Raw genomic sequence first — 23999 nt, 5'->3', positions numbered from 1 at the left:
TGAAAAAAATTTGTGAGTTCTTTTAAGTATGTAGCTATTTTCTTCTAGAATTTCTTACTTAAAGATTCCTCAATTTCAAGCAACAACTCACCAAAATTCTGATAAACAACCTCAAATATCTCCCCACAAGCTTTCATCTCCTGTAGTTCTCTCATAACTTTAGAATCAAGAAAATGATTCATAAAATGCAAAGCTTCGTACAAATCCTTCATATCTTTCAAACAAGCTCGTGTAGCCAAAATATCCTGACAAGAAACAGATTTTAAATCCTGTGCTTTTCCCATATCTACATTCTCCTAATCTCAATTTTTGTTAAACTAAATCTAGACAGGAATAAAAAACGATCAGATCCGCGCCTCATCGCTTTCAATAGACATGACCACAGCAAATTTGTCTAAACAATTCAAAAGAATATCTCACATAAGGTAGAAATTCTCCCTGAAATTGGGTACAATAAAACATGCTAGTATTTAGGTACTGGCTATCGGCAACTTGTACTGGCAGTGATCGCTGTCTTTACAGGGCCTCATAGATTTGGTTCCCGCCAAACTGTGAGGTGCCGTTTTTTATTTTCTATCCTTACTTTGTTACTCTAAGGTAGTCGTAAGTTTTATCACGTCCTTAATCTTTCTTTTTCTAAAGTAATTTAACAGGATAGAAACAAAAAAAGATATCGGGGAAATACCCAATATCTGTTCATCAATAGTATAAACTAACCTTAGTAATTAACTTCTCATCAAATAAAGCCTCACAAAATAGACGTGGTAATATACACCATCTTTTTGTACAATGAAAGAAGCTAGTAGTAATGCTAGCGACTATTGGCAACTTGTTTGGGCAGTGATCGCTGTCTTTACAAGGCTTCAAGTATTTGGTTCCCGCCATCTACTTGAGGTGCCAATTATTATTTATATGTGATATAGCTTCGTGAACTTTTCCTAGTTCATCAAGCTTTTTTATTTCTATCCTGTACCAATAAGTATAAAGAACTTCACATCAATAATCAATACGAACACAGAAAAAAGCAAACGAAAATTCGTATAACTATCCGTAATAAGAATCAAGCTTCTTGTTATGTTGTACAATTAATGAAAGGAGATGATAAATATGGAAGCAACTACATATAGTAACTTTAGAAAACACTTAAAAGACCACATGGAGCAAGTCAATGATAACTCTGATTCTTTGATCGTTAATTCAAAAGACGAAAAAAATGTGGTCGCTATGGCTAAGTCAGATTACAATAATATTATGGAAAATCTGTACTTAATGTCTAGTGAAGCAAATAGACAACACCTTGATGAAGGTCATTATACAACTCTTTTTTTTGAGGATATTTGAATATAGATATAAGATGGTCTGATAAAGCAATAGAGGATTTAAATTTATTGGAAGAAAAATGACGCAACTAAAGCTAAAAGGATTAGTTGAAAATATTATGGAGACTCAAAACAAAGGTTTAGGAAAACCTGAACCATTAAAAGTTCACTGGAGTGGGTACTAGTCTAGAAGTATAAATAATGAACATAGATTGATTTATAGATACACAGAAAAATACATTGAAGTTGCCTCTTGTCGATTTCATTAAACAAAATAAACAAAAACACATGATAGTCAAAAATCATGTGTTTTGCATTACTATAAATCAAAATGTAAAGCGAGAATGTAGAAAGATATGAGTATCTATACTCAATCCTAACAACCGAATCTCAAGTTTCTTTATTTTCTACATCTGCATCCAATTTGGTTCCAAAGTATTTCCATCCGGATCTTGCACTTCAAGTCCAAACATTACATCTTCAGGAATACCCATATCAATTTTATAAAAATCGCCACCATTTGCTTTTGCTGTCTCAGCGAATTTTTTTACAGCATCAGCACTTTCCATACTAAATGCAATCAAAGCACCACTCGTCGTTTTCACATCTGCAATTTTTTTATCTTTAATAAATTTACTATAAAACTCATGATTTAATAACATGATCCAAAAATTATCATCCCAAACCATCGAACTTGTTTCTTCAGTAGAAAAATCTACGTTCTTCTTAAAACCCAACTTTTCATAAAATTCTGTAGAGCGTACTACATCAGTCACTGGGAAATTCACAAAAACCATTGTTGACATAAAAATCAAACCTTCTCTCTTTTTGTATTTATTATGTTTAGAGCATCCCATGTGCATGATCTTTTGTCAAAAATATAGGATGTAATCAGGTGAAAAAATTGACTGATGTGATAAAACCTAATTATAATATAATTACACTGAATAAGATTGGCTAAGTAAAGCAAGGAGGAAGTACAATCAATAATAAGACGATGATACTAAAGGCTGTGACTATTTTACTATTTATTTTTGGAATTAGTTTCAGCATTATGTGGTTTGTGAATAAAAATAATAATGTTACGCAAACGAAAACAACAGAAGGAACGAAAAGTTCAAGTTCAAATAAAGCGAAAAAAACTGAGACGACACAAAATAGTCAAGAGGTCTCTTTAGAGAACCAAGAAAGGAAAATTCAAGATTTAATGGCTACAATGAGCTTAGAGGAAAAAGTGGGTCAACTGTTCCTAGCTCGAGTACCCATCGAAGCGCAACAAGAAAGTATTCAGAATTATCATTTAGGTGGTTATCTTTTATTTGGAAGAGATGTTGAAGGAATGACCCCTGCTAATTTGAGAGAAAAAATCGTTTCCTATCAAGAGGTTAGCGAGATTCCGCTTTTTATAGCATCAGATGAAGAAGGGGGAACGGTTTCGCGTTTGAATAGTGGCAACGGATTAGTACCAGAGATGTTTAATTCACCAATGGTTGTTTATCAGGAAGCCGGATTATCGGGCATACGTTCTGATATTCAAAAAAAATCAGAAGTACTTCGCTCATATGGCATTCAAGGCGGCTTATTTCCAGATGCGGACGTTGCGACTGACCCAGAAGCGTTTATCTATGATCGAACATTGGGCGTAGATGCTGAAAAAACGAGTGAATATGTCAAGGCAAGTGTAGAGGAATTAAAGAAACAAAGGATCGCTTCAACATTGAAACATTTTCCAGGTTATGGCGATAATCGTGATTCACATGTCGAAATTGTGTATGATACAAGAGATCTCGAGACATTACGAAGCAATGATTTTTTACCGTTTAAAGCTGGAATTGCAGCTGGTGCAGATAGTATCATGGTTTCTCATAATATTGTGACCAGTATCGATGAGACGATGCCAGCTTCTATTTCTCAACCAGTTCATGATTTGCTACGAAACGAGTTAGGCTTTAAAGGCGTGATCATGACGGATGATATGGATATGGCAGGATTAGCTGATTTTATATCTCAAGAAGAAGCAGGACTTGCTGCTTTAAAAGCAGGGAATGATCTGATTTTGTCTTCTTCATATCAAGACCAGATTCCCTATATTTTACAAGGGATCGAACAAGGAAGCTATTCAGAAGAAGCGTTGAATCAATCGGTTTATCGTGTGTTAAAGATGAAAAGTGATCTAGGATTATTAAAAGAATAATACATCAAGAAGACTGTTCAGTGTTATTCACTGCTGAACAGTCTTTTTATGATCGAAAGAGTCAAATCAATTTTGGATTCATTTTTTGATAATTATCCAATTTATACGCTAAATTTCTCTCATAATCTTGGTTAAAAAAGCTTAAATATAAACTGTCAAAAATATACATCAACGACATCCTAGTTGAGAAGGACGAGATTTTATTATAATGATTTTCCATCGAAGAGAAAAGAAAAACACCATCAACTTTTTCATTTAGCAAAGGGCTGTTTTTTGAAGTGATCAACAAGATTTTACCCCTATTTTTTCTTAAAATTTCTAGAATTTTTTTGACACTAGTACTGCGGCCGCCATAAGAAACAACTATTGATAAATGATTTGGCGTGCTATTTGCTGCTGAGAGATTTTGCATATAATCATCGATCGGCACCTGAACTTGTTTACCGATTTCCTGCATTTGAAACTGGAAGTTTTGGGCAAAATAAATATTGGCAGATGCGGCGTAAATATCTATAAATTCAGCCTCTTTAAGCAAGTCACCATTAAACGCCATTGCATCAAAATTATTTGCATCGATGGTTGATTGAACCGTTTGATCATAAACCATTTTTAACTTTTTTGTCATGGCATAATGATTATCTTCAGCTGAAATAGGATAATCAATGTCGATGATTTGTTCGGTTGTCTGTTCATTTAAATAGCTGACCAAGGCGAATTTAAGATCATTTAACCCCTCAAGATCCAATTTATTGATCAAACGGTAAATCGTTGACATCGATACATAAGAATGGTCTGCTAGTTCTTTTGGAGAAAAACGAATAACCTTTTCCGGAAAATCAAGAATATAAGTAACGAGTGCTTCTTCACTAGTTGTAAGTTTATCTAAGTTTTTTAATTTGAGCATAAAATTCATTACAGAAAACACCTTTCGATCAGTTTCATATAAATAAATTATACCTGATTATCACGTATTATGTGTGGAATAAAAAAAAAATAGAGTCGGATTTTTAATATCCTGACTCTATTTCTATTATAATAATTCAACTAATGCTTTGGCAATCCCATCTTCGTTGTTAGATAAAGTGACCTTATCTGCCGCATTTTTTAACTCATCTACAGCATTTCCCATCGCAATGCCCATTCCAGCATAATTGATCAAAGATAAATCATTATGGCCATCGCCAAATGAAATAATATGCTCTTGATGGATCCCTAAAGGTTTTAGGGTTTGCTCCAAAGCATTCGCTTTATCGATTCCTTGATCAGTAAATTCAAAGTACATTGGTGCTGAGAACACACCACTAACGGATTGCTCAAAAGGCGCATAAATTTTCTGCCAGTTAGCTTGTAAATATTCAGGTTGAGCTGCGACAAGAATTTTATGAAGCGGAAAATCAACGAAAGCAGCTAAATCTTCTTTTTCACATAATAGGAAATTTCCTCCACGTGATTCGTATTCGATAATATTGAATAATCCATCAGAGAAATCTAAATCCAGCATACCGTCAAATACATTATTGACGTACATATAATCATCTTTTGCTATCATGGGTATGACGTCGAATTGTTTGAGATGTTCTAAAATATTCTTACTGTTTTCAATTGTAAGAGGTTGACTGAATAATTCTTTTTGTGTGCGCACATCAAGAACATGTGCACCGTTATAAGAAACGATCAATCCATTGTGCTGATCCATTTAAAGTTCCTCAACATATTTCAGCATCCCAGGAGTCGGTCTGCCAGATGCTAGAATGACTTTAACCCCATTTTTTTGAGCTGTGATCAAGGCTTCTTTTGTTTGAGCAGTCAGTTTTTTTTCATCATTTAAAAGTGTTCCGTCAATATCCAAGACAATCGCTTTTACGTCCATTTTATTTCCTCCATCGCTTCTTATTTTAAATAGTTAATTCTAAACGATTTCCCTCTGGATCAGCAATCACAGATTCATAATAACCATCACCTGTTGTACGGGTCGGGCTTAGTAGTTCAAAACCTTCCATAACTAAAATATTCGTGAGGTTATCGACATTTTCTTTACTTCCCAAAGAGATTGCTAAATGAGCAAAACCTAGCATTTCATTTCCAATATTTTGCTTAATAACATCGTTTCGCTGCATGATCTCAAGTCTGGCACCATCAGAAAAAGTTAAAAAATAAGAATAGAAACTTGTTTTTGTATTGTGGTAAAGTTCAGAAGCTTGTGCATCGAAATAAGTTTCATAAAAGCTGCGCATATTTTCCAAATCTTTGACCCATAAACCAATGTGTTCAATTTTCATTGTATACTCTCCTTTGCTGTAAATTACAAATAGTGTTAATGAGTTGATTGACTATAGTATAAAGGAAAAACAAGCTGGAAAGTGGGAGATCAGAAAAATTGAAAGTTTTTTCTCAAAAATAGCAACAATCAACGGATAAAGATGAAAATTTTTGTTCAACTAAAATCAACGTGTCAACAACTCTTGTTTTACAATAGCATCTAAAGAATCAAGAATTGTAAATATTGGAAAGCCAAATTCAGTAAGTTGTTCTTTAGAAATAATCGCCATTGAAAGTTGCATAAGATAAATATCACCTGAAAACCCGTCGTTATTCAAGTATAAATAATTGAGAAGTGCTTTTTGATAAGCCATCTTTTGATTTGTTAAAATCAAGTCAAAAGCATCTGGCACAATGTGAACCTCATAATCAAGGGCTAAGTTTTTTTCGAGATAAGCAATGTCGATTTTTTTGATTGTCTCCTTCACCGTTTTTGGGTTGGAAAAAATCAAGCTTTTTTTGTGAGGATTAGCTAAAATATGCGCAATTAAGGGATCTTCAACACGTAGAATCGGTTTATTGAGGATCAATTTTTGTTTGATTAAATTTGAATACATTGTACAAGTGATGATTACGCCGACAACGTTTTCTTCAATCTTTTTTTCAATGAAATTAGTTAAATTGTCAGTTGTGATTTGATCCAGAAAATCGGTCATAACATAATGCTCTAGCGCAAGTGTTTTTTCCTTTTGAAATAATTCTGTCAAATAATGAATATTAGAAAAATGAGCATGGATACAGATTATTTTTTTCAAGTAGGTTCCTCCAAACGATAAGTGAATAAATCAGCTTTCTAGTATTAAGTATATTATACGTTACTTCAGTTAATTTACTAGTCTTCATAGCACTTACAAGAAATGTTTGTTGACAAAACTAAAAAGAGCATGATATATTAAATGCAATTAAAATCGAAGTGAGGGATCCGTGCGTTGAAAAATTAAGTCAATTTGTTGAAGCTGCATTCAGACTGTAACTTGAATCATCAAGGGAACAGTGTGCAGATTTTCAGAATTGGTCTTAATAATTCAATGTACGGGTCTTTTTGTGTACTCATCAATGAATTGCCGATTCTGAAAACCGCTGGAGGAACAGTAAAATTTCCTTCAACTTTTCATAATGGGGTGAGACTATGTCAAAAATTGAACTAAAAAATATAACGTTTGGGTACGATACCCAAGGAACTTTATTATTTGATCAAGCTAATTTAACTATTGATACACAATGGAAATTAGGTTTGATTGGTAGAAACGGTCGCGGCAAAACGACACTGCTTAAAATTTTGCAAGATCAGCTGGTCTATAGTGGTCAAATTATTCATCAAATGGAATTTCTATATTTCCCACAGCCGATTAAAAACAAGCAACAATTAACGTATTATGTCCTACAAGAAATCAGCGATTTTGACCAATGGGAGATAGAGCGGGAGCTAAATTTGCTTCAAGTTGATCCAGAGATTTTATGGCGTGAATTTAAAACACTTTCTGGCGGTGAACAGACGAAAGTTTTACTGGCATTGTTGTTTATTGACGAGTATCATTTTCCGTTGATTGACGAACCAACCAATCACTTGGATATTGTCGGACGAAAACAAGTAGCAGATTATTTAAAAAAGAAACGGCAAGGATTTATCGTTGTCAGTCATGATCGTCAATTTGTAGACGAAGTAGTCGATCATGTATTGTCTATTGAAAAAAGTCAGTTGGAACTTTATCAAGGAAACTTTTCTGTCTATGAAGAACAAAAGAAAATCAAAGATGAGTTTGAAATTGCTCAAAATGAAAAACTAAAAAAAGAAGTTAGTCGTTTGAAAAAAACAGCCGCTGAAAAAGCTGAGTGGTCTCGTTCTAAAGAACAAGATAAATATGGCAAAGCATCCGAAAAAGGCAGTGGTGCGATTTATGACACAGGTGCCATAGGAGCAAGAGCTGCCCGCACAATGAAACGTGCGAAAACAATAGAACATCGCATGGACGCTCAATTATCAGAAAAAGCAAATCTCTTAAAAGATATTGAGTATATTGATCCGTTGACGATGAGTTATCAGCCAGGTCATCATAAACGATTACTGACAGTTGAAAATTTAGTTTTGAGTTATCAGGAACACGATTTGTTTCAAGAAATTTCTTTTGATTTGAACCAAGGACAACGGATTGCCTTAACTGGAGCAAATGGCTCTGGGAAGTCATCAATCATCCAATTTCTATTAGGTCGATTCAATGGTACAAGTAAAGGTGAAACAATTTTACCTGACAAATTAAAAATTAGCTATGTTCGTCAAAACTACGAAGATAATCAAGGAAGATTATTAGAATTTTCAGAAAAACAAGGGCTTGATTACCAAGAATTTCTCAACAATTTGCATAAATTAGGGATGGAAAGAGAAGTCTTCCAAAATCGTATTGAACAAATGAGTATGGGGCAGCGCAAAAAAGTGGAGCTAGCGAAATCTTTAGCACAGCCAGCAGAATTGTATATTTGGGATGAGCCATTAAACTATTTAGATGTTTTTAATCAGGAACAATTAGAAAAATTAATTTTGACCTTAAAACCATCGATGCTAATAGTAGAACATGATCAAGCTTTTTTGGAGAAAATCGCGACTCAAGTGATCACTCTAGTTAAAAATCAATAAGTTTAAACTGTCAAATACCTCCATTTTTAATGAGTATTTGGCAGTTTTTTTGTGAATTCTTTTTCAGTCTAAAACGATTACAAAAAATCTGAAAAAATTTATGAATGAAAACAAGTTCTAGTTTCGTGTATAAACCCATCAAAATATATGATACCACTTAATAAAAATCAAAGGTTCATCCAACTCAGCTCAAAAATACTTTTATTTAAATTAAAATACATAAATGTAAAATCACTAGGTAAAAATAAAAACTTCAATGCAGAAAAGCTACGAAGAGCCGTTTATATAAGAATCTGGTAAATTCATTACTGGCGTAAAAAACGCCAAAAAATATAAACACGAGAAAAAGCTGCGAAGTTAAACTATAGATGAAAGTAATTTTATTGAAATATGTTCATATACCTATTTTTATTTTGAAAATCCAAACTTCGTAATGAGGAATTGACCTACATGTTTGGAAATAACTTAGGTTCAGACTAAGTACAAATGGAGGTGTTTGATTTTTTTTCAATAATGATAGAATTCCGCGCAACCTAACCATATTCAAGAATGCTATATAGGCGGAGTATAGCGAGAAATGGAGTATATTATGAGAAAAACATCGATTATAAAAAGATTTCTCTACCTATTGTTGGTGATCGTCCAAGGAAGTAATCTTTTTTTAGTGGTATTTGCCGAAGAACTTAATTATTTACCAGAGAGCATGACTTAAATTTTTCTTGCTCGCAAATAGTATAGGATTTTTGAATTTACCAAAAATAATTGATCGAGAGAGTTCAAAGATCTCATCATTTATCGTAATATATCTGATAAAACTCCAAAAAGGTATCATACCATTGGTTACTTTGAGTTTTACTCCATTATTTTTAGTTAAGAGCAGTTCGATCGTGTCACCATAAAGTTCATTATAATTATGGATAATATCAAACAAATCAGTCACGTATCTTTGGGTACTTCGAGTGGCTAAATCTAGATGATTGCTAATTTCTGAAATTCTAAACCGACGGTCTTCGTTGATTAGTAGATCAAAAAGTGAAATTGTTTTTTGCCTTTTTTTTGTTAAAATGAGAAAAATTGTCAACAACGAGAGGTGACTTAGGGATTAACATAGAGCAATCATTACTATGGACCATAGAAATTTAGACGATTAAGACATCAAGGACTAAAATTTTCTATTTTAAACATAGATATTAGTGAAAAAAATAATAAATAAAACAAAATTTGTGTATAATAAAAGGGTCATAGTTTTGAAAGTCGTGTAAACTTAAGTCAAGAAAATCTATAACAGCAACGCGTTTATAGACAATAATAGATTGCTCTACTTGCAACCCACATGAATTGAATAGGTTGTCTTGATGAAATGACGTTCTTCAAAGTATGATCAATAAATAAAAGAAAGAAGTGTGAACCGTGGAAAATATCCTGAGTTTATTAGGTGTCCTGATTGTTATTGTTGGTTTCGCAATGAAATTGGACTCGATTTTGATTGTAATGATCGCCTTAGTCGTGACGGCACTAGTCGGAGGAATTGGGTTAGAAGGAATGCTAGATATACTGGGCACAAGTTTTGTAAGTAATCGAGGTATGGCAATTTTTATTATTATTATGTTGGCTACAGGAACTCTAGAAAGAAATGGTCTAAAGGAATCGGCAGCTTCATTGATTCGACGATTCAAAAAAGTTTCAGCTGGTATGATCATTGATATTTACGGCGTTTTCCGGATGATTTTTGCTGCATTTAATGTTAGTTTTGGTGGTGTTGCTGGATTTGTTCGTCCTATTATCCTACCGATGTCGATAGGTGCTGTTGAATCCAAAAACTTAGAATTAAATAAAGAATATGAAGAAGAGCTAAAAGGAATGGCTTCGGCAATGGAAAATATCTGTTGGTTCTTTGGACAAGTATTGTTCATCGGCGGATCAGGTGGTTTGTTAGTTCAATCGACTTTGAAAGAGTTAGGTTATGAAGTAACATTAGTTGAATTAGCTGCTGTTGAAATTCCTGTCGCGTTGGTAGCAATAGTGACAGCTAGTATTTATTTTTATACGAAAGATCGTCGCTTGATGAAAAAATATTACGGTGATATCGAGAAGAAAGGAGACCAATGATGAACTATTTTATGAATTCAGAAGTATTACTTGGTGAGAAATTATTAGAAGTTTTATACATCTTAATGGGATTGATTTTAATTTATACGGGTATTAAGAATTTATTCGACAAAAGTAATCCACATCGTTACGGAACTGGTTATTTTTGGTGTGCATTAGGAATCGTGATTGCCGGTGGCCGTTTTATTCCATCGATGGTTAGCGGAATCTTGATTTTTTCTATGACTATACCAGCGATTTTGAAAAAAGTTAGTAAAGGGAAAAGTAAATTACCTTCTAAAGAGTATATGCAACAAATGTCAGATAAGCTGGGCATGAAAATTTTTATTCCAGCATTAAGTATTGGTGTATTTGCTATTATATTTGCCTTATTTACAAAACTTGGCGCACTAGTCGGTGTGGGTGCAGGTGTTTTGGTGGCAATTTTGATCTTGATGTTTTATTCTAAAAATAACAAACCAACTACATTTTTAGATGATGCAGCGGATATGCTTGGAACGGTTGGACCATTAAGTATGTTGCCGATGCTTTTAGCATCACTAGGTGCGGTGTTTACTAGTGCAGGTGTTGGAACAGTAATTTCTTCTGCAGTTGGAACGATCGTACCACAAGGAAATGTCGCCGTCGGTATTATTATCTATGCATTTGGGATGATGTTATTTACGATTATTATGGGGAATGCTTTTGCAGCGATTACTGTAATGACAGTGGGGATCGGAGCGCCTTTTGTCTTAGCTTACGGTGCAAATCCAGCGTTGATTGGTATGTTGGCTTTAACTTGTGGTTATTGTGGTACATTGTTAACACCAATGGCTGCGAATTTTAATATCGTTCCAGTCGCAATGTTAGAGATGAAAGATAAATACGGTGTCATTAAAAATCAATGGTTTATAGCGATTTTTATGTTCGTATTCCAAGTTGTATACATGATTTTATTTAAATAGTTATTCATTTAGTTTACGAGTCTATCTTTTTTTAAGCTGAATGAGACAATGATTTTTTTGGTTTGACATACAGTAAATGAAATGGAGCGGCATGTTGTCGCTCGTTTATATCAGAGAGGAGATTTACAATGAAAGTTTTAGTCACAGGTTTTGATCCATTTGGTGGAGATTCTATTAATCCAGCATATGAAGCAGTTAAAATGATTCCAAATGAGGTGGCAGGAGCCGAAATAATCAAATTAGAAATACCAACCGTTTTTAAAGAAAGCGGTGAAGTAGTAGAAGCTGCGATCAGAGAACATAATCCGGATATCGTGATTTGTGTAGGACAAGCAGGTGGACGCAGTGCGATTTCATTTGAGCGAGTAGCAATCAATTTGGCGGAAGCAAGAATTCCTGATAATAAAGGAAACCAACCAATTGGAACAAAACTGGAAGAAGATGGGGAAACAGCTTATTTTACAACGTTGCCAATCAAAGCGATGATGAAAAATGTACAGAAACATGGTTTACCGGCTTACATCTCTTATACAGCGGGTACATTTGTCTGCAACGATATTATGTATCGTTTATTGTATATGATCGATAAAGAATTTTCTGATGTGAAAGGCGGTTTTATCCATGTACCGTTTGAACCAACACAGGTAATCGATCGTCCAGTAGGAACAGCTTCAATGCCCATTCAAACGATTGCTGATTCGCTGAGCTATGCAATTGAAGCCGCGGTGACAACTGAAGTAGATATCGAAGAGAATACAGGAACAACGCATTAGAATAATAATTGAGTATAATAGGAAGAGATCAAGGCAAAAGTAATTTTTTGTCTTGATCTCTTCTGTTCGTTTGCTAAATGAAAAATAAGATAAAAAATATGAGGATCATTATCTTATGATATACTAACTGAACACGGAAAAAAGGGAGTTAATGAATAAAGGATAAATAAATAGATTTCCACGTAAATGATTTTTTACTATCAGAAAAAATGCAGCAAATTATCAGCATATTTACTCATATCAATCAGAAATAAATTGCATTAAGTGATACTGACAGCTATAGTATTAATGAAGTATAAATTTACAATAATAGTAAGAAGGGTAGTTACAAGAATGAAAAAGTTAAAAATTCAGGATTTTATTTCAATTGGCATTTATACAGCCATATATTTTTTAGTCGTAACGATTGCTATGGTTATTTTACGTTTTACGATTCCAGCCTTTAATTCGGTTCTGATTCCTAGTGCTACAGCTCTTTTTGCAGGAATCATCTATCTATTGGTGATAAAACGAATTCCACGTTTTGGTGCAATCACGATCATGGGGAGTGTCATGGGACTATTCTTTTTAATCTCCGGTCATTTTCCGTTATCTTTTTTGCCAAATATTCTTTGTGCGCTAGCTGCTGATTTGATTCAGTATCGTACAAATTTAAATGAAAAAGTAAGAACAACAGTTAGTTATACTGTTTTTAGTTTTGGTTTGATGGGTCCAGTATTGCCATTGTGGTTCATGAAAAATGCTTATATTGATTCATTGATAGCACGTGGAAAAGATGCTGTGTATATCGATAAAGTATTTGCTCCGATCACAACAACAACCTTTTATTTTTGTGTCGCAGCTGTTATTATCTGTAGTATTTTAGGCATAATGATCGGACAAAAAATTTATGAGAAACATTTTGATAAAGCTAAAGGAAAAAATTATGGAAAAAGTATACGTGACGTTTGATCCGAGAAGTAAACTTTGTACGATTTTATTTGCCAGTTTGTTGTTGATGTTTCCTATACCATTTCAGGCAGAAATTTTATTTGTAACGCTAATGTATATACTATTTATTCTAAACGGCAGTTTAAAAAAAGGAACGATTTTCTATGGCATCTTTTGGTTGCTTGTCTTAGGTGATCATTTGATGTTTCCTTTTATTGATCATTCGATCGTAGCATTCTTCGATTTTTTATTTGTCGGAAATCGTCGAATGTTACCAACGATCATGGCGGCGGCTTTTGCCATGAATAGGACGAAAATCAGTGAATGGATCGCGGCTTTAAAAAAATGTCACGTACCGTTTGGTTTGATCATACCATTAACTGTGTTATTTCGATTTTTTCCTATACTGCTTCAAGATTTTAGAAGTATTCGTAACGCGATGAAGTATCGTGGGATTGCTATTTCTACCGTTGATTTATTCATACATCCGCTTCAAACGATGGAGTATATCATTGTTCCGATTTTGATGTCGGCAGAAAACACATCTCTTGATTTATCTTCAGCAGCTTTAGTTCGTGGATTAGCTAATCCAAAAGCTCATACAAGTGTTTATGAGATTCGTTTTAATGTTCAAGATTATATATTGATCGGCAGTCTGATTCTTTGTGGAATCGTTGGGAGGTTGATGTGATGATTGATTTACATGACGTTACTTTTGCCTATGAAGACCAAGAAAAGATCATCCAACAGGTAGATTTACAGGTCAATGCAGGTGAATTTATTGTTTTATGTGGTAAAAGTGGTTGCGGAAAATCAACATTGTTAAGAATTTTAAATGGCTTGATCCCAGAATTATACATGGGGGAGTTGACAGGTACGGGTTCTATTTTGGGGCAAGAACTGCTAACAAAAGAATTTAACGAGTATGTTCGTGCTATTGGGGTTGTGTTTCAAAATCCTAAGACTCAATTTTTTACTAGTGATGTCTATTCTGAATTGGCATTTGCGATGGAAAACTATGGCGTGACAAGAGGAGAAATGATTGAACGAATCAATGAAATAACAAGTATGTTCTCTTTAGAAGCCTTTTTAGACCGAAGTATGTTTCATTTATCTGGTGGACAAAAACAATTGATCGCGTTTGCTTCTGCCAGTATGTTGAATCATCGCTTGTTTTTATTAGATGAGCCTTCAAGTAACTTGGATGAAGCAACGATAGAACAGTTAAAAGCCTATTTACAAGTATTAAAAAATCAAGGGATGACGATCATAGTGTCTGAACATCGTTTGTATTATTTGACAGAACTCGCTGATCGCTACTTGGTCATGAATAAGGGCGAAATAGTCAATGATTATACGAAACAAGAAATGAGAGAAAAATCATCTTCAGATATTCAGTCTATGGGATTGCGGGCCCTCGAGCAAACAGCTATTAAAAAGACTTCCAAACCTGTTAAAGCAAAAGAAAATATTCGTTTAACATTTGATGGACTGGAGTTTCATTATCGCAAACAAGCAACAGGACTGAAAATTCCATCCTTAACGGTAACAAGTTCTTACATCACCGGGATCATTGGGCATAACGGAGCAGGAAAATCAACGTTTTCGAAACTTTTATCAGGATTGATTAAACCAAAAAAAGGATTCATTAAGCTCAACCAAAAAATTATGCGTCCAAAAGAGTTGATCAAAGAAAGTTTTGTGGTGATGCAGGATGTGAACTTGCAATTATTTTTTGAAACAGTCGAAAAAGAAATAAGCTTGAATGCAAAAAACACCAATCAGTTTGATGAAATCGTTGCTATGCTGAATTTGGAGCCAATTTTATTACGCCACCCGCAAACCTTATCAGGTGGTGAAAAGCAGCGTGTGGCAATTGCAAGTGCCTTATTATCAGGAAAAAAAATTATTATTTTTGACGAACCGACAAGTGGATTAGATTTGATCCACATGGAAGAAGTCAGTAATACTATACATTGGCTACGTCAAGAAAATATTTTGGTAGTAGTAATCACTCATGACAAAGAATTTCTCAGCCGAACTTGCCAGCGAATTCTTCATTTTGATCAAGGAACTATTATTGAAGATTATTTTATTGAGCTAACGATAAAAGAATAATAGATAATAGCTGTATATTCTGATTTTTAAACAGAAATGTGTTGTGTTAGACGTAAGATGAATCACATGATGTATTTACATCGGGTTAAAATAAAATCAGGAGCTGAAGAGAAATGGATAGCAAAGTGATGCGACGAAGTAACTACTTGATACAGTTATAGCGCTGATAGAGGCTGTATTGAGTGAATCATTTCTATCAGAACAGAGCATAGCTGTATCTAACTTACAATAAAAAAACATGTAAGGAAGGATCGTTATGAAAGAACTGGAATTAATAAAATATTGGAAAACAATAGAGCAATTAAAATTTGAAGGTTGGGATTTTTCATATATGAACGGCCGTTGGGCTCATGAAGTTTTGCCTTGGAGTTATTCTGATCTCGTTCGTGAAAATTTGTCTAGAGAGATGGTTTTACTTGATATGGGCACGGGTGGTGGAGAATTGCTGCAGTCATTCAATCATCCATATCAAAAGACTTCTGTAACGGAAGGCTGGCTACCAAATTATCAACTGTTAAAAAAGAAACTTCAACCAAAAGGTGTAACTATCGTTTATGTTGACGAAACAGATCAATTGAATTTTCAAAACAATTCTTTTGATATTGTTCTAAATAATCATGAATCATATGATCTCAAAGAAGTGAGAAGGGTGTTGAAGCCAGGTGGATTGTTTATTACACAACAAGTTGGTGATCAAAACGGGTATATCCTCTCAAAAAAATTGTGTGTCAATGCCCAAGCAAAAAACGTAGAGTGGACACTCGAATCAGCACAAAAAGCATTGCTAAAAGAAAATTTTGAGTCTCTGTTTGCCAAAGAACATTTTCCATATCAGCATTTTTATGATATGGAAGGGCTGATTTATTATGTAAAAAGAATTCCATGGGAATATCCAGAATTTGCTGTAGAAACTCATTCTAATCAATTATTTGAGTTAGAAGAAGAATTATTGACCAAAGGTTTCCTCTATAACAATCAACATCGATTTATTCTAATTGGAAAATTAAAGGACTAACATCGAAAAAAGCGTACAGTCAGCTGAATAAAAGGGTTCTATAATATATTGTGTTGGTGGAAATCAAAAAAGATTTTCTACCAGCACTTTTTTAAGCATTTAAACACAAAAAAGGAACAACTAACTGATAAAATGAAATCGACAAAAACCACAAATCATCAGAAAGGTTGTTCCCTATGGATAAGAATACCAGATTATTGCTCGGACTTACAGACAAAAACCTCTGGTTTGAAAAAAATTGGTTGGAACAAAGAACAGTAAAAGGAGTGCAAGCTCAAGTGATTAAAGCCAAGCTGACCTATTCACCTACCCATTGCGAGAAATGTGGAAGCCTCGATCATGGACAAATCATCAAAAATGGCAGTCATACAACAACAGCTCAATTGCCTGTTTTTAATGAACGTTTCACTCTATTAGAGCTAAAACGGACACGCTTTCTTTGTCATGAATGTGGTACTACTTTTCACGCTCATACAGAGCTGATTGAAGAACATCATCACTTATCTAAACAGCTTCAATACCAAATTATGCTTGACTTGAAAAAGAATGTTTCAAGAAAAATGATTGCTCAAAAGCACTTTGTTTCAGACATAACAGTCCTTAGAATGATGGATAGACTATCACAAAATTATCGAACAAACTGGAACTTCCTCCCTAAAATTTTATGTATTGATGAATTTAAATCCATGAAATCTTGCCAAGGAAGTATGAGCTTTATTTGTGTGGATGGACAACGGAATCAGTTGTTAGAAGTGTTGGAAGATAGACGACTACACAAATTGACCGCTCATTTCATGCGCTTTACACGTGAAGCTCGGCTACATGTAGCGTATCTCGTAACAGATATGAACGCTAGTTACCATCAACTTCTTCGAACGGTCTTTCCTAATGCTCAATTAGTGACGGATCGCTTTCATATCGTCCAACAAATGAATCGTACGTTGAACCAATTGCGAATTCAAACGATGAACCGCTTAAAAAGTTCTAAACCAAAACAATACCGTCGCTTAAAACGCTATTGGAAGTTACTATTGAAAGATTCCGATAAATTAGATATAAACTGTCGAGCATACCAGCCCTTATTTAAACGACCATTAAGTCAACAGGATATTGTCGATGAACTGTTGCACTATGATGCTGTCCTACGGACAGGCTATGATACGGTTCAATACTTAAAATATGCTTTTTCTCATCGGGAACATACACTCTTTTTTGAGTATCTTCAACAGCTAGATAATCAGCTACCACACTGGTTCAAAAAGAAATTACTCTTCTTTAACAAATATAAAGAAGGCATTAAAAATTCTTTTCGCTTCCCTTATTCTAATGGTGTCACTGAAGGGTTAAACAATAAACTTAAGGTAATCAAACGGGTAGCCTATGGCTATCGAAACTTTTATCATTTTCGTTCACGTATTTATATTATTCAAGGTCTTATTTTTTCACAACAATAAAAAAAGCCTGATAAGAATGTTCTATCCTTACCAGACCTAGATTTCTATTCAGTTATTTGGCTTACCAACACAATTTGACGTAGAACCAATAAAAGTTGACTGTGCGCTTTTAGTATTTTAATAGTTCTATGATTTTACAACGAAAACACTACAAGGTGCATTCTGTACAACATAAGTCGTAGTAGTACCAAGCTGATTAGATTGAATCATACCTTTACCAGTAGCACCTATAACAATCAAATCGATTGCTTGATTATTAGGAATAATGGAAGAGATCATCTCTTTTGGATTACCAATTTCAACAATCGGTATCACATCATCTAACCCTTGCTCAGTAGCATAATAAATATTTTTTAATAGTTCTTTTTCAATTGCTTCTTTTTCTTCAGCAAGCACTTTTGAATAAGCATAAGAACTATGGCTGATCGCATTCTCGTCAACAACAGATAATAAATACAAGGTAGAACCTTTTTCTTTTGCGATAGCAACACCATGTTTTAGGGCCAACTCAGCATTTTTTGATCCATCAACGGCAGCTAAGATATTTGAATAGTTATTGATCATTTTAATCAGCACCTTTCTTTTATCTAACTTCATTATATCATGTTTATCAATAGAGGGTAAATGAATAGATAAGAAGTAGTGATAAATAAAAAACGATAAGAAATCAAAGTAGCCATGATTTCTTATCGTTGATCGATTGTTATAAACCAAGGAATGGTGCTGGATTTACAAATCCGCTCCATAATCCTGTTGAAATACTAAAATGTAAATGAACACCAGTAGAATTACCAGTAGTTCCCATGCCACCTAACATTTGTCCAGCGCTGACACTTTGACCTGCAGCAACACTTAAACTACTCATGTGAAGATAATATGAATAGTAGCCGTTATCATGCTTGATCACAACGTGATTTCCAGCCATACCGCTATAATTAGCACTAACGATTTCACCTGCTCGAGCAGCCATGATCGGTGTACCACTTGCGCCACCAAAATCAATTCCGTCATGGAAGCTGCCTGAGATTCCAGTAGGATCTTCACGACCGCCAAACCCACTAGTAATAGTCAAGTTGGATACCGGAGCAGACCAACCACCAGAAGAGGCTGGAGGAGTAGGAGCTTGTTGGGTGTTTTCAGCAAGATCATTATTACTAGTATTAGTATTAGTTACATTTGCTGGTTCTTCTACTTCAGCTGTTTGAGAAGGAGCTGCTTGTTTTGCCTTCGCTTGCTCTTGCGCTTGCTTTTCAGCTGCGGATTTGGCTGCAGCTTCCTTTTTCTTTTCTTCAGCGATTGCTTTTAACTGAGCTTCTTTTATTTTTTGAGCTTCTTCTTTTTGTTTGATGAACTTATCTTTTTCAGCAGTTTCATTAGCGAGACTTGCTGAAATTTCATTTATCTTTACGTTCTGTTCAAGTTTTGCTTCAGCTAAAGCAGATTCTTTTTCTTCAAGTTCTTCTGTTTTTTTCTCTAAAGTATTCAATGTTTTGGTTAGAGAGACTTTTAATGTATCAAGTTCTTTTTTATCTTCTTTTTGAGCAGTTAAGATATCATTATTCGCAGTAACTAAGGTATTAACAGCTAATGCTTTTGAGATGGCATCAGAAACCGATTCAGCACTCAATAAAACAGTCAAAATTGATTCTTGTTCATGGTTTGTTTGAGTTGTTCTAGCTTGAGCTCGTAATTGCTCATCTCTTTTTTTGATTTTTGTTTGTAAATTTGAAATTTCTGTATTTAATTTATTCATTTCTTTTTCGTGTTTTTGTTTTTCAGAGAGGACAGTTTGATACTCTGTTTCAATCGTTTTGATCTCAGTTTCTAAAGTTGCTAAGTAATCTTTGGCATCTTTTTCATTTTTTACGATATCTTCGATTTTCTTTGTTTGATTTTCGATTTTTTGATCGATATCATCAGCTAATACACTTATTGGCGCAATGTTTACTAATAACATAAATGAAAGTGTAACCAGTAATTTTTTCTTCAATTGGCGTTCCTCGCTTTGTATTAATCATTTTTTATGTGTATGACTTTTCAAAAAAGCCTTTATTATTCTTTAATAAGACAAATTAAAGTATACCATAGTCTTTGAAGAATAATCAGGTCTAATCAGCAAGAAAAAATAAAAAGAGTGAAATTTAAAATATGGCAATCAGCGTATCATCTAATTGTAATATATGAAACCTACCATTAATAAGAAAGTATAGACATAATAATAAATAAAAACAGATTATTTTTTTCGCTTTTCAAAATAAAATTCATCAAGTAGATGAAGGAGATCATTTTTGGTTTGTGTGTATTTTTTAGTGACTATTTTTTCTGAAAGTGGGTTACTTTTATCGCGGGTGTTAGTGATATCTGAATAATCTATTACTTTTGATGTCGAATTATTTTTGTACGCTATATCATTAGTGAGAACTTCAGACAAAATAGTAAACATTTTAGGAATTGAAAGACGATTATTACTTGTTTTAGTACGTTTTAATAGATCGAGTACCAGAAATAATACAGAGGCATTTATTTCTTTTTCACTGGAATCATACAATAATTCTTCGATCATAGGTAGAAAATCTTTTCTATAACGATCATTTTGTTCAATCTTGTAAGTAACAAAATCTTCAGCAATAAGTGGTGCATGTTGTTCTGAAAGATTTAATTGATAACGAGTATCAAATAAGTACGGAAAAAATTCATTTGCTTTGGTTAGAATCTCCAAATCTTGACCGTAAGTAATTTTTTTTTTTTTCAATGCAACTAGCAATTGTTCAAGCTGATCGAGGTCCAATTCTTTGCGTAAATTGGCCTCAGCTAATAATTTTTTTACATACTCCGTAAAGTCTCCGTAGCGAATCCAATCAGCAGTTGTGTTACCAAGAATTGCTATTTTTTCTAGTCTATCTGATTTGGGTAGATTATTTCCTTTTTCCCAATTATTTACGGTACTGGCACTAGAATTTCCAACTAAATTTGAAAAAAGAGCCATTGAATATTTATGCTTCTTTCTAATTTCTTTGATTCTATTTCCAGCTTCTTTTAAATCAATTTCCAAAATAATACCTCCTTATAGCTAAAACGAACTTATATTCTTTTTTCTGGATAAAAGCTTTCTCTTCTACTATATCATTATTTTAAGAAGAGGTGTATCGTTTTTTTTTCATTTTGTTCTTGTAATTCTCTTTATTAAATGGTATTCTTTTTATACCGAAAAGTATTCAATTTGTTATTTTTATTGTATAAAGTTTTTTGTGCGTTGGAACGATATAGATTATTTCATTGGTATTCTCATCTTTAATATTTGAAAAAATATGAAACAACTATAGAATAGTTCTTTTTTAAACTTTATCAAAATTTTTGCCGGAAAATATTCATTTTAAAGGAGGATAAGTATAAATGAAAAAAATAGCTAGAATTGAGGAGCAAAAAAATCGTCTTCTTTACCAATTTTTAGAAAGACTGAACAGAGAAATTCCGCACCAAAAACACAAACAAAAAATGGAGGAAAACTGTGTGCAGCAGTACAAATTACTAGTGAATATGACTTTTAGCGCAAACGTCTTGTATAAAGGATTAAATTACGCAAGCCATGTTTATAATCATGTTGCGAAGATCGAATACACGCGACTTTGTAAGGTGATCGTAAAGCAAAATTTTGACAAAGAAGTAACAGAGGAACTACTAAAAAAATTAAAGAAAACACAAAATGAATTAGTCCACCATTCACCGATGACGAAAGAGTCTGAAGGTATCGATATATTTTATGGATTTACTGGGGGAAATCGCAAAAAATACAAAACAAACCGTAACGCAATCAAGCAAATGTATGTAGAAATAAAACAGGAATCAAAGAAAAGTGTGTATAGATTTGTCAAGGATACTTATTATAGAAAATACAATAGAATAAAGGAGAAAAGAGATTATATGCTTTGGATTTTAAAGAGTTATACTTGGCATTAAAAGGCCTTCTAAAATTATAATACGCAAAAAAATTTTATTTTTATCAATTAGGAGACTTTATTTTTCGTAAAAGATATCTTGTGCTATGCTTGAAAAAATAAGAGTACAATATAAACAAATCTTAACTAGAAAAAGAAGGTTTTTAAATTGAGTAGCAATGAAAAAAATCATGTTAAACAACATTCTCATAGAATGGAAGAAATGAACAGTTCTATAAATGATCATGGTCAGATGTCTAGTATGGACCACAGTATGCATATGAGTAATTTTAAGCAAAAATTTTGGTTTTCACTGATTCTTGCGGTCCCGATTCTATTTATTTCACCGATGATGGGGGTTGATTTGCCATTTCAGTTTACGTTTAAAGGCTCTGATTGGCTAGTCCTGATTTTAGCGTCAATTTTATTTTTATACGGTGGAGAACCTTTTTTAAAGGGGGCAAAATCAGAATTGAAACAAAAAAGTCCAGCAATGATGACGTTAATCGCAATGGGGATTTCAGTCTCTTATTTTTATAGTGTTTATGCCTTTATCATGAACCAATTGAACCCACAAAATCACGTAATGGATTTTTTCTGGGAACTGGCTACCCTGATTGTTATCATGTTATTAGGACATTGGATTGAGATGAATGCTATTTCAAATGCTAGTGATGCTTTGCAGAAAATGGCGGAACTTTTACCAGATAAAGTTAAGCGATTGAATAATGATGGCAGTGAAGAAGAAGTGCCACTACAAGAAATTAAACAAAATGATCACTTGGTTGTTCGATCAGGGGATAAAATACCTGCTGACGGCATAATCATTAATGGGAACACTTCCGTTGATGAATCGATGGTCACAGGTGAATCAAAAGCAGTCACAAAAAATGAAAAAGATAAAGTAATTGGGGGTTCTGTCAACGGAAGTGGAACCATTGAAATAAGTGTAACTGGTACTGGTAAGACAGGTTATCTTTCAAAAGTAATGGATATGGTTAAAAAAGCACAGACTGAAAAATCAAAGTTAGAATATCTTTCTGACCGAGTTGCTAAATGGTTATTCTATATTGCACTTGGAGCAGGTCTATCAGCATTTATTGTCTGGCTGATCATAGATCACGATTTAAGTATTGCATTTGAACGAATGGTAACAGTCTTTATTATTGCCTGTCCTCATGCTTTAGGTTTAGCGATACCTTTAGTTGTGGCACGTTCTACTTCAATTGCAGCAAAGCATGGCTTATTATTAAAAAACCGAAATGCATTGGAACAAGCAAATGATATGCAATATATCATGTTAGACAAGACAGGTACCTTGACAGAAGGCAAATTCACAGTAACAGGAATTGAAATGATCACGAACAAAATCACACAAAAAGAAGCTTTAAAAGTAATCGGTGCTTTAGAAAACGATGCTAATCATCCCTTAGCGATCGGCATCATGAATTATCTAAAAGAAGAAGCTATTTCTCCTTATAAAGTAGAAAATCTCCAAAATATCTCCGGCATTGGACTCATCGGTACGGTGAATGGCCAAATAAGTAAAATTGTTAATGAAAAAGAAGTAGATCGTTTGACTATCTCTTTTGACCGTTCATTGAAACAGCGTTACCAAAAGCAAGGAAATACGTTAAGTTACTTAATTATCGATGATCAATTAATAGCTATGATTGCGTTAGGAGATGTAGTAAAACCTGAAGCAAAACAATTCATTTCTGATATAAAAGCGCAAGGACTCATTCCTATAATGTTGACAGGTGATAATAAAGTAGCGGCCGAATCAGTTGCCGATTATTTAGGGATCAATGAATTTCATGGCGGACTGCTACCAGAAGATAAAGAAAAAATTATTCAAGCGTATGTTAGTGAAGGAAAAAAAGTCATGATGGTCGGTGATGGGATCAATGATGCTCCAAGCTTGGTTAGAGCAACGATCGGGGTTGCGATAGGTGCTGGAACGGATGTCGCTATTGATTCGGCTGACGTGGTGCTGACTGACAGTGATCCGAAAGATATTATTAGATTTTTAGATTTGTCAAAGCAAACACGACATAAAATGATTCAAAATCTATGGTGGGGAGCTGGTTATAATATTATCGCGATTCCACTTGCAGCAGGTGTTCTAGCTCCGTGGGGCATTCTCTTGAATCCGGCTATTGGCGCAATTTTGATGTCTTTGAGTACTGTAATTGTGGCTGCAAATGCCATGACTTTACGTGTGCATAATTAATTAAAAATGAAAAGTAATGAATCT

General features: G+C 33.9%; 23 protein-coding genes and 1 pseudogene. 15 read left to right on the top strand and 9 right to left on the bottom strand.

Annotated features, from left to right (window positions below; translation table 11 throughout):
- Window positions 1-44 precede the first annotated feature (44 nt).
- The gene (locus IGI43_RS02960; RefSeq protein ID WP_438756338.1) at window positions 45-284 is read right to left on the bottom strand and encodes a hypothetical protein; all 240 of its coding nucleotides are present in this window, start codon (window positions 282-284) and stop codon (window positions 45-47) included.
- Between the two features lie 823 nt (window positions 285-1107).
- Between IGI43_RS02960 and IGI43_RS02955 the strand changes: the two genes are divergently transcribed.
- Window positions 1108-1341, top strand: coding sequence for a type II toxin-antitoxin system Phd/YefM family antitoxin (locus IGI43_RS02955; protein WP_438756336.1), 234 nt, complete (start codon window positions 1108-1110; stop codon window positions 1339-1341).
- 172 nt (window positions 1342-1513) lie between these two features.
- On the top strand, window positions 1514-1588 hold the full coding sequence (locus IGI43_RS02950) for a hypothetical protein (RefSeq protein WP_438758803.1): 75 nt from the start codon (window positions 1514-1516) through the stop codon (window positions 1586-1588).
- A gap of 138 nt (window positions 1589-1726) precedes the next feature.
- On the opposite strand, the gene IGI43_RS02945 is transcribed toward IGI43_RS02950, so the two are convergent.
- Window positions 1727-2125 carry a VOC family protein gene (locus IGI43_RS02945; RefSeq protein ID WP_438756334.1) on the bottom strand — a complete coding sequence of 133 codons (399 nt, stop codon included), beginning with the start codon at window positions 2123-2125 and terminating at the stop codon, window positions 1727-1729.
- Between the two features lie 191 nt (window positions 2126-2316).
- Between IGI43_RS02945 and IGI43_RS02940 the strand changes: the two genes are divergently transcribed.
- On the top strand, window positions 2317-3513 hold the full coding sequence (locus tag IGI43_RS02940; RefSeq protein ID WP_438756332.1) for a glycoside hydrolase family 3 protein: 1197 nt from the start codon (window positions 2317-2319) through the stop codon (window positions 3511-3513).
- Window positions 3514-3574: 61 nt separating this feature from the next.
- Here the strand turns inward: IGI43_RS02940 and IGI43_RS02935 are convergent, their stop codons facing one another.
- The 4 genes and pseudogenes from IGI43_RS02935 to IGI43_RS02920 form a co-directional block, all read right to left on the bottom strand.
- Window positions 3575-4426 carry a MurR/RpiR family transcriptional regulator gene (locus IGI43_RS02935; RefSeq protein WP_438756331.1) on the bottom strand — a complete coding sequence of 284 codons (852 nt, stop codon included), beginning with the start codon at window positions 4424-4426 and terminating at the stop codon, window positions 3575-3577.
- Between the two features lie 117 nt (window positions 4427-4543).
- Window positions 4544-5383 (bottom strand): annotated as a pseudogene (locus IGI43_RS02930) (Cof-type HAD-IIB family hydrolase).
- A gap of 25 nt (window positions 5384-5408) precedes the next feature.
- Window positions 5409-5792, bottom strand: a complete 384-nt coding sequence (locus IGI43_RS02925) for a VOC family protein (RefSeq protein WP_438756330.1) — start codon at window positions 5790-5792, stop codon at window positions 5409-5411.
- A 165-nt stretch (window positions 5793-5957) separates the two neighbouring features.
- Window positions 5958-6587 carry a hypothetical protein gene (locus IGI43_RS02920; protein WP_438756329.1) on the bottom strand — a complete coding sequence of 210 codons (630 nt, stop codon included), beginning with the start codon at window positions 6585-6587 and terminating at the stop codon, window positions 5958-5960.
- A gap of 374 nt (window positions 6588-6961) precedes the next feature.
- On the opposite strand from IGI43_RS02920, the gene IGI43_RS02915 reads away from it, so the two are divergent.
- The 10 genes from IGI43_RS02915 to IGI43_RS02870 all read left to right on the top strand — a co-directional run bounded on the left by IGI43_RS02915 (window position 6962) and on the right by IGI43_RS02870 (window position 17807).
- Window positions 6962-8464 (top strand): Lsa family ABC-F type ribosomal protection protein, encoded by a 1503-nt coding sequence (locus tag IGI43_RS02915; protein ID WP_438756328.1) that lies wholly within the window; start codon window positions 6962-6964, stop codon window positions 8462-8464.
- Window positions 8465-9041: 577 nt separating this feature from the next.
- A complete protein-coding gene (locus IGI43_RS02910) occupies window positions 9042-9176 on the top strand; it encodes a hypothetical protein (protein WP_438756326.1) in 135 nt (44 codons plus the stop codon).
- Window positions 9177-9874: 698 nt separating this feature from the next.
- The gene (locus IGI43_RS02905; RefSeq protein ID WP_438756325.1) at window positions 9875-10573 is read left to right on the top strand and encodes a DUF969 domain-containing protein; all 699 of its coding nucleotides are present in this window, start codon (window positions 9875-9877) and stop codon (window positions 10571-10573) included.
- Complete coding sequence (locus tag IGI43_RS02900; protein ID WP_438756324.1) at window positions 10573-11517, top strand: DUF979 domain-containing protein; 945 nt, start codon at window positions 10573-10575, stop codon at window positions 11515-11517. Before IGI43_RS02905 ends, IGI43_RS02900 begins: the two co-directional genes overlap by 1 nt.
- A gap of 128 nt (window positions 11518-11645) precedes the next feature.
- A complete protein-coding gene (gene pcp, locus IGI43_RS02895) occupies window positions 11646-12290 on the top strand; it encodes a pyroglutamyl-peptidase I (RefSeq protein ID WP_438756323.1) in 645 nt (214 codons plus the stop codon).
- Window positions 12291-12623: 333 nt separating this feature from the next.
- On the top strand, window positions 12624-13241 hold the full coding sequence (locus tag IGI43_RS02890; protein ID WP_438756322.1) for an MptD family putative ECF transporter S component: 618 nt from the start codon (window positions 12624-12626) through the stop codon (window positions 13239-13241).
- Window positions 13216-13911: an energy-coupling factor transporter transmembrane component T gene (locus IGI43_RS02885; protein ID WP_438756321.1), complete on the top strand. Its 696-nt coding sequence runs from the start codon at window positions 13216-13218 to the stop codon at window positions 13909-13911. The genes IGI43_RS02890 and IGI43_RS02885 overlap by 26 nt, the downstream gene beginning before the upstream one ends.
- Entirely contained in the window at window positions 13911-15338 is a 1428-nt protein-coding gene (locus IGI43_RS02880) for an ABC transporter ATP-binding protein (protein WP_438756320.1), read from the top strand. The genes IGI43_RS02885 and IGI43_RS02880 overlap by 1 nt, the downstream gene beginning before the upstream one ends.
- Before the next feature lie 256 nt (window positions 15339-15594).
- Window positions 15595-16353, top strand: coding sequence for a methyltransferase domain-containing protein (locus tag IGI43_RS02875; protein WP_438756319.1), 759 nt, complete (start codon window positions 15595-15597; stop codon window positions 16351-16353).
- A 176-nt stretch (window positions 16354-16529) separates the two neighbouring features.
- Entirely contained in the window at window positions 16530-17807 is a 1278-nt protein-coding gene (locus tag IGI43_RS02870; RefSeq protein WP_438756097.1) for an ISL3 family transposase, read from the top strand.
- A 126-nt stretch (window positions 17808-17933) separates the two neighbouring features.
- Here the strand turns inward: IGI43_RS02870 and IGI43_RS02865 are convergent, their stop codons facing one another.
- From IGI43_RS02865 to IGI43_RS02855, 3 genes are all read right to left on the bottom strand, one after another.
- On the bottom strand, window positions 17934-18371 hold the full coding sequence (locus IGI43_RS02865; RefSeq protein WP_438756317.1) for a universal stress protein: 438 nt from the start codon (window positions 18369-18371) through the stop codon (window positions 17934-17936).
- Window positions 18372-18510: 139 nt separating this feature from the next.
- Window positions 18511-19797, bottom strand: a complete 1287-nt coding sequence (locus IGI43_RS02860; protein WP_438756316.1) for a murein hydrolase activator EnvC family protein — start codon at window positions 19795-19797, stop codon at window positions 18511-18513.
- Between the two features lie 243 nt (window positions 19798-20040).
- Entirely contained in the window at window positions 20041-20859 is an 819-nt protein-coding gene (locus IGI43_RS02855) for a helix-turn-helix domain-containing protein (protein WP_438756315.1), read from the bottom strand.
- Window positions 20860-21200: 341 nt separating this feature from the next.
- Between IGI43_RS02855 and IGI43_RS02850 the strand changes: the two genes are divergently transcribed.
- Together IGI43_RS02850 and IGI43_RS02845 are read left to right on the top strand one after the other, a co-directional pair.
- On the top strand, window positions 21201-21764 hold the full coding sequence (locus tag IGI43_RS02850; protein ID WP_438756314.1) for a hypothetical protein: 564 nt from the start codon (window positions 21201-21203) through the stop codon (window positions 21762-21764).
- Between the two features lie 192 nt (window positions 21765-21956).
- Window positions 21957-23975 carry a heavy metal translocating P-type ATPase gene (locus IGI43_RS02845; RefSeq protein ID WP_438758801.1) on the top strand — a complete coding sequence of 673 codons (2019 nt, stop codon included), beginning with the start codon at window positions 21957-21959 and terminating at the stop codon, window positions 23973-23975.
- The last annotated feature ends 24 nt before the right edge of the window (window positions 23976-23999 follow it).

The organism is Enterococcus sp. AZ126, from assembly GCF_051714545.1.
Lineage (GTDB): Bacteria > Bacillota > Bacilli > Lactobacillales > Enterococcaceae > Enterococcus_L.
Note: the sequence above shows the minus strand (reverse complement) of the source record. Positions and strands in the feature narration are given on the sequence as shown.